Below are 13,800 nucleotides of genomic sequence, written 5' to 3'. Positions count from 1 at the left end.
CTTCAAAAAAAAAGAGGGCATTATACCGCCCTCTAACATGGTAGATTCTAACTTACTATTGAACTGTCCGTATTATGACCCGGCTTTTTAAGGCTGCAGAATCCTGGGCCGAACTGGCAATATCTTTGTGATCTCGTTGAGCCACTTTTGATCTTCTTCGCTTAGAAAAATATGGATAGATCCTCTATCTGAAGAAGTCCTGATTAAACGGCCGATCCCCTGCTGCAGTCTTAGCAGCATGTATGGTAAATCTACTTCTTGAACCGGATCAAGTACATACTTTCGTTTTGCTTCAAATACCGGATCCTGCGGCGGAAATGGCAGGCTGTCAATGATCACCTGACTTAAGCTTTCCCCCGGTACATCAAGGCCTTCCCAAAGGTGGTGTGAAGCAAGGATGCTATAAGTATCATGCTGGAATTTTTCTACCAGCGTGCTTATTTCTTCATCCCCTTCAAAGTACATGGAAGTCTGCCCCTCCAGTTCATGTGAACTCCCAAAACGATAAAGATCCTGATCTTCTTTTGAATTAAATAAAATAAGACTGCCGGCAGGGTGACGTTGCAGCAATTCGATTTGCTTTTCGCCCTTTTCAAATTCATCCATTAAATGAATGGTCACATCCATCGTTTCTTCATAATTAAATGGGGACTCAACACTAAAAGCATCATTATGATCAATCCCCAAGCTATTGGCCAAATAAGAAAAATCTTCTTTTACTGACAACGTTGCGGAGGAGAAGATATAAGGAATTTTCTTTGAGAATACTTCTTCTCTCAAAATATCTTCCACCAGTCTAGGCATAATAACGAGCGTTTCATCCTGTCCTGATTCTTCCAGCCAAATGATTGCCCCATCATCTTCAATAAATAATTTCAGAGAAAACAAGACTTGTTCCAGATATTCTTCTACAATTTTAAGGTCATATTCATTAATGACGTAGAGTTCTGATTCAAATACCAATTCTTCAAGCAGCTGGTCAATGCTTGCCTTAACTATTTTTGAATTGCGTATAACCTCGGGATGTCGTTCGATCCCACGTCGTTCTGCCGTGCTTTCATGGTCTGCATGCTTGCTGATGGAAGCAAACCATTCATCATGCTGTTCAATAATGCGATCGACCAGGTAAAGTGTTTTTTCCCGAATATCATTGCTCGTTAATTTATCCAGGATGACTGCCAGGTTAGATAAGGAGGTCCGATAGGTTAAAGCTTTTTGAGCCGCAAATTCAAGCAAGTGACCTTCGTCAAAGATCACTGCGCTCGCTTCTGGAAGAAGCGGCAGCTGCCCTTCTCTTTTTCGAGCTTCTTTTGTCCAAATATGCTCCATATAAAAATCATGAGAACAGATAATTAAATCACCCGCTGCACGGTAGTGTTCGCGGTTTAACGTTTGTCCGCAACGGTGACGTACATCACAGGATAAACAATCCTGAAGGGGATCATAATTTATCTGCTTCCATTGATCATCATCGAGGTATGGAAATTCTTTTCGGTCACCATACGGATAAAAGGATGTCATGGAACCCTTGCCGTATACAAATTCAGGGATCTGTTCATATACGTCATCAAAAGCTTCATCATTACTTTTCGATGTGGTTCTATCTAATTTTTGAAGACACAAATATTGTTCTCTTGATTTTGCAAGCCTAACGTCAACCGGCAGGTCCAGAAGCTCTTCAATTTTATGGATATCTCCTGTTTTTTTTACTAGTTGTTCAATTAACGTTTCATCAGAGCAGGCAATAATCGCCGGTTTTCCAGTATAGCGTGCAAAGCAAATGGAATATAACAGGTACGCAAGGGTCTTGCCTGTTCCTACCCCCGCTTCAGCAAACATGATTGATTTCTTTTTAAATGCCTGTTCGAGCTGGAATGCCATAAAAATCTGCTCATCACGCAGCTCCAGCCCCTTTTCAGGCAAAATATCGTAAAATACATCTCCAATCCAATCTCCCAGCGCTTCATAGAAGGATTGGTCTCCTGTTAATGGAAAAGGCAATGATTTGGTAGACAACTGCACCTACCCCTTTCTTTAAAATCTCGATGGGTAAACAGGAAGAAAGGCATGCAAAAGTCTATGCCATGCCTTTCCGCTTCCTTCAGTAATTAACTTTGCACATTTCTTGGCGGTCTGGTTCCCCAGTATTGGTAATAATCTGTGCGTATAAATCCGTTGAACAATTTTCGTTTCTTAGTAGCCGGTTTTCCATATAAGCTTTCAAATGCCGGATGGGAGGTAATGATGTATTTAGACCAGGTTGGGTATTTTTCAAATGCCTCTCCCATCTCTTTATACATGGTCTCGACCGCTTCCTCTTCACCGATCCGTTCTCCGTATGGAGGATTTCCTACAATTACGCCATAGTGGTTAAAAGCAGTAAAATCCCGGACCTGCATTTGTTTAAACTGGATTATGTCGCCTAAACCAGCTTCAATAGCATTTTCTTTTGCTATTTCCACCATATTATGATCAATATCCGATGCATAGATTTCAAGCGGCTGATCATAATCGGCCGCTTCTTCAGCTTCCTGACGCGCTTTATCCCAGACCTCTTTTTTAATAGCCGGCCATTCTTCAGAAATAAAATCGCGGTTAAAACCCGGCGCAATATTTTGCCCAATAAGCGCAGCTTCAATTGCAATGGTGCCAGAACCGCAAAAAGGATCGTGAAACGGTCGATCAGGACGCCAATTTGTAAGTTGAACCAGCGCTGCTGCCATCGTTTCTTTTAATGGCGCTTCTCCCTGTCCAACCCGGTATCCTCTTTTATGAAGCCCTGCTCCGCTTGTGTCGATCGTTAACGTGGCAATATCGTTTCTTATCGCCACTTCAATCTTAAAAGTCGGACCTGATTCATCTAAAAAGCTCATGCGTTTATAAACTTTTTTCAGCTTTTCAACAATCGCCTTTTTTACAATTGCCTGACAGTCAGGCACACTATACAGCTGTGATTTAATCGATTTACCTGACACAGGGAATGCTGCATCAACAGGCAGCAATGATTCCCATGGCAAAGCTTTAGTCTGCTCAAACAGCTGGTCAAAAGAGTACACCTTAAATTCACCCATCACAATTTTGACCCTGTCAGCTGTACGGAGCCACAGATTGGATTTTACGATCGCTTCTTCGTCTCCCTGATACATAATCTTGCCATTTTCAACGGTTGTTTTATACCCAAGCTGCTGTACTTCTTTCGCCACGACGGACTCAAGGCCCATGGCAGCAGTTGCAATCAATTTGTAAGTTGCCATCTTGTCACCCTAGCTTTATTTATTATTTGGCATTGCCAATTGTTTAATTAATATCATGAAAAAAAGGCAGACCCGCATTTTATTATACGAATGGTCATGCCTTAGATGATTTGTCTTAACATACATAAGCGTTATAATTTGGTGTAACCAATCATGATGATCTGTAAGCCATGTTTTGTTCCGTTGTACTTCAAACGCGTGTGAACGCTCGTACCCAGGTGGCAATCATCTATCTATCAGCTGACGCTGATCCTTCCCTTTGTTCATTTCCTCAGGGAAAGTGCCCCTACCATAGTTTGAGTTTCTCACTCGTGGGGTTTACCTCGTTCCACTTCCATCATTTCTAATGGAACTTCGTCACTGTGGCACTTTCAAGAGATGCATACCATATCACAAGGACTTAGGTATCTTCTCTGCCGTCAAACCAGAATCTTCTGGAATGCCCCCGCTTATTTTTTCGCGAGGCACGAACACTACGGGCATCTCAGCACCGTGTGAGCATGGACTTTCCTCTATAGCATACGCTACAGCAATTGCCCGAACATCATGATCGATTCGCCAAGCACTAACTATACATGAAATATGCCGCTGTTGCAAGAAGAAGTGACAAAAAGTATATCCGTTGCCGTAATACTATGTATATCAGCGGTCTTCGTATAACTTCCTGCCAAATACCTCTTTTTCAAGATTGGATAGTCTTTTTAAAATATCAAAATTGGTTGTGCCAGTATTGGCAGCAGCTGGTGCCGGCGCTGCTGATCGTTTCGGCGTTTCAGTTGCCCGCTGCTGCAGACGCTGATTTTCTTTTTCCAAAGTTTCAATACGCTCAAGAAAAGCTTCATAGTCTTTAATAATTTGATCTAAAAAAGCATCTACTTCTTCAGGCTTGTACCCTCTCATTGCTGTTTTAAATTCGCGCTCCAGAATTTCCTTTGCTGTAAGCTGCGCAACTGTTTCTTTCATCTCTCTCACCTCTACTGTCTTTTCCACTATCTTTATTTTTTCAAAAAGCCTTCAACTTGTCAATCTATAACAGTGGAATCACTATTCCATTGTTGCTCTTCGACGATCCATTGAAGATCCTGAAAAGTTATTTGAGTTAATTCATATTGCGTCGATTGACTGTATTCTTTTGCCATATTCCATAAATACTTGGGTGAACCTTCTTTCTCCTCATCATACACCATTAGCAAGCCATCTGATTTTTTTAAGTGGAAATAATTTTTATTTTTTAACTGCTGAGGATTTGTATAAGGACTTTTAGAGATAGACTCTACAAAATCTGCTTCCATAGCAATGCTTTGATAAAGTTCCTGATTGGTCTCGTTCCATTTTTCCTCATGCTGCTCAAATGCAGTTAAAATGGCCAAATTCAAGGCGGGAAAATCCTCTTTCAGCTCCAGCACCACTTCTGCTGCCCACATTTCAACTCCAAGCTGTCCGGAAATAATTACCCACTCCAGCCCTTCATCCAATTTACTCACTATTTCTTGTTTAATTGCCTCTTTTATTATATTTATTGCCGGATCAGAATTTTTAAATACCCCAATTTCATGCGCCTTATATCCGGAAATCGTTAATACCTTCATCACACTCACCTTCTTACATTTTTATTAGCAATCATCAAAAACGACTGGACAAAAAGCCCAGCCGTTACTGTTTATTTATGTGGAGCCGGCCGCATTAAAACGGTCTGTTGCAGTTAAACTGTTGATTTGAAACTGATTGAACCGCATTGTGTGACTGCGGGAAATAATGCTTGTGTTGGAACATCTGATGATTCACCGTCGTGTGTTGAATCGGGTGAATATGTGGCACTTCAATAATTTCAGTCGTATGATGAGTACAGCACATTGGCGGGTGTACTATCGGCTGAAGACGTCTTCTTCTACAATTCACGTTTGCTCCCCCTTCCCTGGCTACCCTTAGAATAACCTTCGTTACATTAGGATATGAAGAAGAGAGAGCGCTTGCCCTATGCGAACAACTCATTTATTGCAAAGTTGTTAATTGATCTCCAATTGTCGAAAAAACAAATGCTGTAACACCGATAACCAGGAAAAATAATACTAAAATGAATCTTCTCATAATTTCAACCCCAATACATTCTATACATTAATATTACAATTGTTTAGACGATGGCTCAACCCGTGTTTACTCTGTAATAATTGAACGTTTTGTGACAAACGTTTAACCTGAGGCCACAACCGGATTGGTGTTTTTAAAGAAAGAATAATCATTTTTTCATCATTTCAAGTTTGTCGGCTGCTGCTTAAATATAGGATAACCTGTCACATTCCTGGTGGCATAAATAATCGAATCTGTACGAAATCTGCGCTTCCCCGGGAAATGATTTAAATTTATTTTACTTACTCTTCATTATTTCCTATATAGCCTGTTCAGCCGATGCTGAATTTCTTTTAAATAAATGGCTCTGCTGGATTCTTTCATCAGCGGGTCCTGCACAACATTCTGCAATGCCCCTTTTGTAGAATCCAGTGCAGCAGCTATATCTTTTTCATTGTGCTCATAAAATTTAGCCAATTCAATATTCGCTTCTCTTTTTTCCTTAAAACTACCTGATTGAACTACTTGTTTCCATAGCTCAACGGCTTTTGGAAGCTTTTTTTTACGTTTAAAAGCAAAGGCCAGCGTATGGGCGGCGGATGAATTATTCTCATCCTGATAATAGGCATTTTCTAAAAGATTGATGGAGGCATCGTGATCGCCTGTTGAACGGTACCATTTTCCTGCTTCCACTCTTTCATTGCTTGTTTGATCAGTATCACTGCCCAGCAATTGACGGGTCACGTGCGTGTAGAGACTAATTAAAGATAAGATATCTTTTTCATTATGCTCCAGCACCTTTATGATTCCTTCAGGGTGTTTACGGTCCACAAAATCAAAATAAATGGCAGGCGCCAAATAACCCGGAAGATCATCTATTCTCTCAAACCCTAAAATTTGTTTTTCAACCTCAGTCAGTTTTACCGACTCCATCTTGTGCTTCCATAATCGTCTGGATGCATGATACAAATCAAAATGACCAACATCTGGAAGTTTTGGGACGTGCTTACGAATTAGTGTATGTCTGCTCTTAACCTGCGGCCAGTCAAACGACTTTCCATTGTAGGTAACCAGGGTCGTGTAATCTACGTTTTTTAAAAAGCTCATGTAAAGCGGTACCTCAAAACCGGGCTGGGGTAGTATATGCTGCCTGAGTATCACGCCATCTGACGTGAATTTGGCATATCCAAGCATAAAGATCGTACTGCCAACACCTCTTAGCCCGGTGGTTTCAGTATCAAAAAAGAACAGATCCTCAATATCATGGTCTTTGGCAGATAGCGGATGGAAAAAACTCGTTTGTTTCCATGCCTCCACAGCATCAATACAATCACTAAGCCGGTACTTTCCATGCTTAAATGACAACGGAAAGTGAATTTCCCTTATTAAGCAATATTCATTCTCCAGCCAGTACGGAACCGTTTGATTTACCTGCCATATATCATGGTAAGGGATATTGCCGTTATTTTCAATTTTTTCCTCTTTTAAGGGAACCGGATCAGATTTATGGCCGGTCAGATGAGGTTTCATTCGATTAAGTTTACTTTTAAGATTCAAGCTGATCACCTTCCAGGGCTTCAGTAAAAAGTGTCATTATTTGCATAGCATCTTTTTTTGCTGACTTGGCATGGGGTTCAGTTCCAATACATGATGGACATCCATGAAAACACTGGCAGTTTTCAACCAGCAACAGCGCTTCCTTCAAAATCGTAATGCCAATTTCAAAAACCTTTTCACTTAAACCTATACCCCCTGGGTAGCGGTCATACACAAATAAAGTCGGTAAATGATTATGTGTAGCTTTTATTTGAGGCACCAGCTGTATATCCTGCGGATCGCACATGACATGCAGCGGAATAATCGCCTGCATGGCATGGGCTGTGCCAATTAACCCCTGTTCAATACGGTCCTCTGACAACTCATGTAATTCTTCTTTTAGAGTAAACCAGGAAGAACTTGTATGAAGCTCTTCTTCAGGCAGATGAATAGGACCGGAACCAATATTTTCATGTGTGTCAAATTTAATTTTTTTAAAAATAGTAGCCATCGCCCGAACAGAAACATCGCCATATGAAATTACCGCACGGTCGTTTTGCTTCGTTTTGTCTTCTTCAAGTACAGAAAGAGAGACAGCTAAATTCGCATCTGTAAAATAATCAATATCAACCTCGCGAACATACGCTTTTTTTTCTTCCCAATCCAGCTTCTCGACTTGAAATTGGGTTCCCTGATGAAGATAAATCGCTTCGTCGTGCAAAAGTGTCATAGCACTAAACCGGTCCATTTCCCCGATTACTTTATGATATGCCGTCTCTGTTTGATCAATAATAATGACATTCTCCTGTGAAGCCGATCTTAAGCTGATGTTATGAGCAGGGAAGGCATCATTCATCCAATGCCATTTATCTTTTGAACGGTGCAGTATTCGTTCTTCAACCAGATAATCGAGAAGCTCTTCAAGATTATGTTCCCCGAATTCTTCTTCTATTGTAAAAGGCAGCTCAAAAGCAGCACATTTCAAATGGTCGAGTAAAATAACCAGATTATCAGGATTTATTCTTGCAGTTTCAGGAGAGGTGTCAAGAAAGTATTCCGGATGCTTGATCACATACTGGTCCAGCGGACTTGAACTTGCCACCATCAGGATCAGTGCTTCCCCCTGGCGCCGTCCAGCCCGCCCAGCCTGCTGCCAGGCGCTGGCGATGGTTCCTGGATAACCGGTCATAATACAGGCCTGCAGCTGGCCGATATCCACGCCAAGCTCGAGTGCATTCGTGCTTACTACGCCATATACATCCCCATTTCTTAACCCCTTTTCAATCTCTCTCCGCTGAGTTGGCAGATATCCTCCCCTGTACCCGCGGATCGATTTGGGACCCAATTCATTTTTTACGAGCTCCTGTAAATAGGTCAGAATGATTTCCACACGTACCCGGCTTTTGGCGAATACGATGGTTTGGATTTTCTGTTTAAGCAAAAGTCCGGCTAACTTTCTAACCTCTAATGTCGCACTTCTGCGTACATTTAATTGCTGATTCACAATTGGCGGATTGTAAAAAACAAAATGCTTCCGGGCGGATGGGGCTCCGTTCTGATCAATCAGCTCCATTTTTTCGCCCGTTAAATTTTGTGCAAGTTCTTTTGGGTTTGCAATTGTTGCAGATGTACAGATGAATTGAGGAGAACTTCCATAAAAAGCACAGATACGTTTTAAACGCCGAATGACATTGGCAACGTGGCTGCCGAAAACACCTCTATATATATGGAGCTCGTCCAGCACAATGTATTGCAGGTTTTCAAATAAAGAAACCCACTTTGTATGGTGCGGCAAAATAGCAGAATGCAGCATATCAGGATTAGTGATAACAATCTGGCCTGCACGGCGGACCTTTTGTCTGATATTTGCCGGTGTGTCACCATCGTATGTATAACAGGTGATGCTCGCATCCGCTAAATCAAGCCATTCATTTAATTCAGTTTTTTGATCCTGCGAAAGAGCTTTAGTTGGAAACAAATAAAGTGCTCTTGCAGAAGGGTTTTCCAGGATCGTTTGAACCACAGGGAGATTGTAGCACAGGGTTTTCCCCGAAGCTGTTGGTGTGATGGCAGTAACAGAGTGCCCGTTGCGGATAAGACGGTAAGCCTCTTCCTGGTGTGTATAAAGCTGACCGATTCCTTTTTCATTAAGTGCCTGCACTAATTTGGGGTGAACTGTATGCGGGATGCATGAAAAATCCGCTTTTTTGGGTTCAATGGTATGCCATTTCACAATTTGCTGCTGAATGTCTTTGTCAGTTTTAAAAAACTCGACAAGATCTCCTACCGTTTTTTTCTTCATCCGATCACCTCTTTGTCCTCCATTATACCGAACGTATATTCTTTAACACAACAAAAAAAACCAGCTGTATTAAACAACTGGCCTGGTATTATACTTTTGGAAAAATAGAGCCTATCCCTTTAACAATTGATCCAAATTGCTGAGCAGTGCTCATCATTTGTCCAGCGGTTGACATAACTTTATTCACGTCAACATTTCCTTTTTCGGTTTTGAAAATTTCCATCCAAGATGAAGGCTTTCCGACCGGCTGCTGCGGTTGGTAAGGCTGCTGCGGCTGGTAAGGAATGCCTCCCCCTCCGTATGGGCCCGGCTGAGGGTTGATTTGCTGTTGATTAACAGCGAACGGAGGCTGCTGATAATTAAGCTGCTGCCCGGCTTCCATTCCATAAGAAATCGGCCTTGGAATCAGCTGCTGCTGGGGTTCCATTCCGTAAGGAAGCAGATGAGAATTGGGAGGCTGGAGGTTCTCCATTCCATATGGTGCCGGCTGGGGAAACGGAACCTGCTGCTGCTCCATTTCAGGATTGTTTTGAGCTACCCAGTTCGAATTCATATGCGCAGCATATTGAGAATTTGCATATGGGTTTTGAGGGATGCCGTAAAATGGAGGATATACTGGAAAAGGCTGATTATATTGTCTATACATCTGAACTCACCCTTTTTCATTAGTCTATTCGTAAAAAAGGGCCAGGGTGAAAAATTTATTGTTTTAAAATATCTCTTACTTGTTCAACTACGTAATAACTTGATTGAACGTAGCTTTTAAAACGCTTATAGCTTGTTTCCGGAAAAAAACATTGCACGGTTAATAATTCGATATTTTCAACCGTCGCTTTGATTTGGTTCGGATGAAGGTTTTTCTGGCGGTTTTCAGTTAAATAATTTCCTACCTCTTCTCCCCAAACCTTTGATAAATTGTGGGCGTAATCTGCAAACGGTTTTACTTCCGAGTAGAATTCACCTTTTATTTTTGTTTCTCTTCTTTTATCATATTCTTTTTCTGCGCGGTCTAAAATGTTTAACAGCTGATTTGTCTCATCAACCATCTTTTTATATTCCTGCATATCCCAGCACTCCTTTAGCATTTCTAAGGGTATTGTAACAAACAGAAATTGATGAGGATATGAAACCTTTGAAATAATATTACGTCTACTTAAGGAGCCAATAATAATAACCCCCCTAACCCGCAATTAAAAAACGTAGGTTATAATTATTCAGGTCAAAAAATGCTCTGTATTAAAGGATCTGTTATGATTAAATAGTGAGGTGTATGCAATGAACTTTCACTATCCTAACGGGAAAAAATTTATCTCTCCCGGCAATCTGCAGCCTAAAAAAAATAAAAACGTTCTGCGGGAGACTATTTCTCATGGCAAAAGGGGAATGACTTTAGAGGAGGATTTAAACGAAACAAACAAATACTATCTTGAAACGGGTAAAGCGGTCATTCATAAGAAACCGACCCCTGTACAAATTGTTGATGTGGATTATCCCAAACGAAGCGCTGCTGTGATAAAAGAAGCATACTTTAAACAGGCTTCTACAACGGATTACAACGGTGTCTATAGAGGGTTCTACATTGATTTTGAGGCGAAGGAAACACGCAATAAACAATCATTTCCATTACAAAATTTTCATGATCACCAGTTAAATCATATGGAACAGGTACAAAAACATAAAGGCATTACCTTCGTCATCATTCGGTTTTCACTGACGGAAGAGATTTTTTTGTTACCTTATCCACATTTAAAAAAATACTGGGATCGAATGAAGCTTGGCGGCAGAAAATCAATGACTAAAGAAGAAATCAGCAAAGATGGTTTTATTATTTCATTAGGCTTGCAACCGAGAATTGATTATCTTAAAATAGTTGATCATCTGTGTCCATCATCAGATGAAAGGACTCGCTGAAAGAGAGGAACAACATTATGGCTGATTACTCATCCAGAGAAGAAAAAAGAAAAGCTCAAAAAGGTTCTTCAAAAAATAAAGGAAAAAAGAAATCCGGGAAATCTTTATTTAAAAGAATCGTACTTATCGTATTTTTATTAGGCCTCCTTTTATTATTAGGAGGAGGTGCTTTATTTGCATACTACGCAATAAAGGCTCCGGATTTAAATGAAGAGGATTTCATTGATCCGCTATCATCTGAGGTTTTGGATATGAATGAAAATGTTATTGGACGTATTGGAGCTGAAAATCGGGAACTTGTCCGCTATGATGATATCCCACCAATGGTTGAAAACGCTGTTCTTGCAATTGAAGACGTCCGTTTTTATGAACATATGGGAGTTGACGCGGTCCGATTAGGCGGTGCTGTACTAGCCAACATTACAAATGGCTTTGGTTCAGAAGGAGCAAGTACATTAACGCAGCAGGTTATTAAGCAATCTGTACTGACCCCTGAAAAATCGCTGGAACGAAAAGCGCAGGAAGCATGGCTGGCATTTCAGCTGGAGCGTGAATACAGCAAAGAAGAAATCTTTGAAATGTATGTGAATAAAATCTATTATTCAGATACCATTTACGGGATCAGAACCGCTTCAGAGTATTATTATGGTGTTGAATTGGATGAGCTCAAGCTTCATCAGGCAGCCTTATTGGCTGGCTTGCCACAGCGTCCTAATGCTTATAATCCGTATGAGAACCCGGATTTAGCTAAAGAACGACGTGACACAGTGCTTCGTCAGATGAATAATCATGGAAAAATCAGCGAAGAAGAAATGCAGCAGGCCATTGAGACCGATATTATGGATGGCATTGTAGACCGCAGTGAAGGTTCTGGCAATGAGCGTAAACAGCTTGCCGGTACAGAATCCCGCTATGATGCTTTCATTGATGCTGTCATCGATGAAGTGGAAGCTGAAGGAGATTTTAATCCGTTTGAAGACGGATTAAAAATATACACTACGCTTGACCCTGAGGCACAAACTCAGGTAGAAAACGTTCTAAACAGCGATACAATAAGTTTTCCTGAGGATATGAACGATGAGCAGTCCCAGGCTGGAATCACGCTTCTTGATACAAAAACAGGTGCTATTCGTGCTATTGGCGGAGGCAGAGGATTTGGAGAAGAAGTGAAACGCGGAACAAACCATGCAATTGATGTCCGCCGTGACGTTGGCTCCACCATTAAGCCTTTGCTGGATTACGCTCCTGCAATTGAAGAATTGGAATGGTCCACAGCACAAATTCTTGTCGATGAGCCCTATCAGTACACGAATTCAGATGTAAGTCCTGGAAACTATGATGGACAATATTTAGGTCCCATCACCATGCGTGAGGCGCTTTATGATTCCCGAAACATTACAGCCATTAAAGCGCTGAAAGAAGCAGGGTTTGAAAACGGGAAAGAATTTATAAATGGATTGGGTTTTGACGTTGAAAATGTTTATGAAAGTAGTGCACTCGGTTCAAGCACTCCAACAAATACAGTTGGATTAGCAGGGGCTTACGCTGCTCTTGGAAACAATGGTACTTATAACGAGCCACATTCCATCACATCAATTGAATTTCGTGACGGATCTTCCATTGAGCTTGAGCCTGAATCAGAAACAGCGATGAAGGACTCAACAGCTTATATGATTAGTGATATGTTAAAAGATGTTGTTGAACCATATGGCACAGGTCCTTTAGCAAAGATTGACGGTCTTCCGTTAGCTGCTAAGTCAGGAACTACAAACTATGATGAAAAAACAAGAAACGACAAAAATATACCGGATAACGGTGCGCCTGATTCCTGGTTTGCAGGATATACAACAGAGTACACCGCTGCTGTATGGCTTGGCTATCCAACCTATACAAACTATTTAAGTCCACAGGAAAGACAGGTATCACAAGTAATATTTAAAGAAGTTATGCAGGCGGTTCATGCAGGTATTGATACCCCTGACTTTAAGAAACCGGACAGTGTAGTGGAAGTGGAAATAGAGGTTGGCACCAGCCCGCCAAAACTAGCCAGCCCCTACACTCCTGATAATAAGAAAAAAACAGAGTTATTCATTAAAGGTACAGAACCAACTGCAGTCTCTAAAGAATTTGTTGCGCCAGATTTGGCTGCACCATCAAACCTGCAGGCAAACTATGATGCTGACAGCGGGAATGCCCAGTTATCCTGGGATCACAATCAGGAGGGCGATGATGACCGCTCAGTTGAGTTTGAGGTTAGTTACAGTGTGAATGGCGGCGATTCACAGCCACTTACGACAACCAGTGATAAAGGGTTGAATATTGAACAGGTTGAAGAAGGCTCAAGCTATACGTTTAGCGTAGTAGCAGTTGCTGGAGACCAAAAAAGTTCTGCAGCTACTGCCAGCCTGGATATTGGCCAGCAGGAAGAAGAAACAGAAGATCCGGCAGAGGAGGAAACACCTCCTGAAGAAGAGAATCCAGAAGAAATTCCTGAAGATGATAGCCAGAATGACCAGAATAATAATGGCGGTCAAGATGGCAATGGCGACGGAAATGGTGATAACGACGGTGAAGGTGGTACAGATGCACCTCCAGCTGAAGAGGAACCAACTGAACCCGCTCCGGAAGAACCAGCCCCGGAAGAACCACCAGCTCCTGAGGAACCTGAACAGCCAGGCAATGGCGGTGATGACGGAACAACAGATGGGGCTGCAAACGAAAGTTAACAAA

11 protein-coding genes and 1 other RNA gene are annotated in these 13,800 nt (G+C 41.5%); 2 read left to right on the top strand and 10 right to left on the bottom strand.

The genetic code is table 11. The annotated features are described in order from the left end of the window. Positions 1 to 87 precede the first annotated feature (87 nt). From E2R51_RS03390 to E2R51_RS03345, 10 genes are all read right to left on the bottom strand, one after another. Positions 88 to 2,016: an ATP-dependent DNA helicase gene (locus E2R51_RS03390; protein WP_133375615.1), complete on the bottom strand. Its 1,929-nt coding sequence runs from the start codon at positions 2,014 to 2,016 to the stop codon at positions 88 to 90. A gap of 92 nt (positions 2,017 to 2,108) precedes the next feature. Further along, a complete protein-coding gene (locus tag E2R51_RS03385) occupies positions 2,109 to 3,254 on the bottom strand; it encodes a THUMP domain-containing class I SAM-dependent RNA methyltransferase (RefSeq protein WP_133375614.1) in 1,146 nt (381 codons plus the stop codon). Between the two features lie 159 nt (positions 3,255 to 3,413). Next, an RNA gene (gene rnpB, locus E2R51_RS03380) (RNase P RNA component class B) lies at positions 3,414 to 3,799 on the bottom strand. A gap of 97 nt (positions 3,800 to 3,896) precedes the next feature. After that, on the bottom strand, positions 3,897 to 4,217 hold the full coding sequence (gene gpsB, locus E2R51_RS03375) for a cell division regulator GpsB (RefSeq protein WP_133375613.1): 321 nt from the start codon (positions 4,215 to 4,217) through the stop codon (positions 3,897 to 3,899). Between the two features lie 59 nt (positions 4,218 to 4,276). Next, on the bottom strand, positions 4,277 to 4,843 hold the full coding sequence (locus tag E2R51_RS03370; RefSeq protein WP_133375612.1) for an SLOG family protein: 567 nt from the start codon (positions 4,841 to 4,843) through the stop codon (positions 4,277 to 4,279). A 94-nt stretch (positions 4,844 to 4,937) separates the two neighbouring features. Next, positions 4,938 to 5,153: a CotD family spore coat protein gene (locus E2R51_RS19955; RefSeq protein WP_133375611.1), complete on the bottom strand. Its 216-nt coding sequence runs from the start codon at positions 5,151 to 5,153 to the stop codon at positions 4,938 to 4,940. A 480-nt stretch (positions 5,154 to 5,633) separates the two neighbouring features. Continuing rightward, positions 5,634 to 6,878, bottom strand: a complete 1,245-nt coding sequence (locus tag E2R51_RS03360) for a ribonuclease H-like domain-containing protein (RefSeq protein ID WP_133375610.1) — start codon at positions 6,876 to 6,878, stop codon at positions 5,634 to 5,636. Further along, positions 6,868 to 9,159: a DEAD/DEAH box helicase gene (locus E2R51_RS03355; protein WP_133375609.1), complete on the bottom strand. Its 2,292-nt coding sequence runs from the start codon at positions 9,157 to 9,159 to the stop codon at positions 6,868 to 6,870. The genes E2R51_RS03360 and E2R51_RS03355 overlap by 11 nt, the downstream gene beginning before the upstream one ends. Before the next feature lie 88 nt (positions 9,160 to 9,247). Next, positions 9,248 to 9,805 carry a YppG family protein gene (locus E2R51_RS03350; protein WP_133375608.1) on the bottom strand — a complete coding sequence of 186 codons (558 nt, stop codon included), beginning with the start codon at positions 9,803 to 9,805 and terminating at the stop codon, positions 9,248 to 9,250. Between the two features lie 55 nt (positions 9,806 to 9,860). After that, positions 9,861 to 10,223 (bottom strand): DUF1798 family protein, encoded by a 363-nt coding sequence (locus tag E2R51_RS03345; protein WP_165967125.1) that lies wholly within the window; start codon positions 10,221 to 10,223, stop codon positions 9,861 to 9,863. A gap of 211 nt (positions 10,224 to 10,434) precedes the next feature. On the opposite strand from E2R51_RS03345, the gene recU reads away from it, so the two are divergent. Both recU and E2R51_RS03335 read left to right on the top strand, forming a co-directional pair. Then, positions 10,435 to 11,070, top strand: coding sequence for a Holliday junction resolvase RecU (gene recU, locus E2R51_RS03340; RefSeq protein ID WP_133375606.1), 636 nt, complete (start codon positions 10,435 to 10,437; stop codon positions 11,068 to 11,070). 17 nt (positions 11,071 to 11,087) lie between these two features. After that, a complete protein-coding gene (locus tag E2R51_RS03335) occupies positions 11,088 to 13,796 on the top strand; it encodes a PBP1A family penicillin-binding protein (RefSeq protein WP_133375605.1) in 2,709 nt (902 codons plus the stop codon). Positions 13,797 to 13,800 lie beyond the last annotated feature (4 nt).

The organism is Jeotgalibacillus sp. S-D1 (genome assembly GCF_004358665.1).
In the GTDB taxonomy this organism is placed as follows: domain Bacteria; phylum Bacillota; class Bacilli; order Bacillales; family Jeotgalibacillaceae; genus Jeotgalibacillus.
The sequence above is the reverse complement of the archived record's forward strand: the minus strand, read 5'-3'. Positions and strand labels throughout refer to the sequence as shown.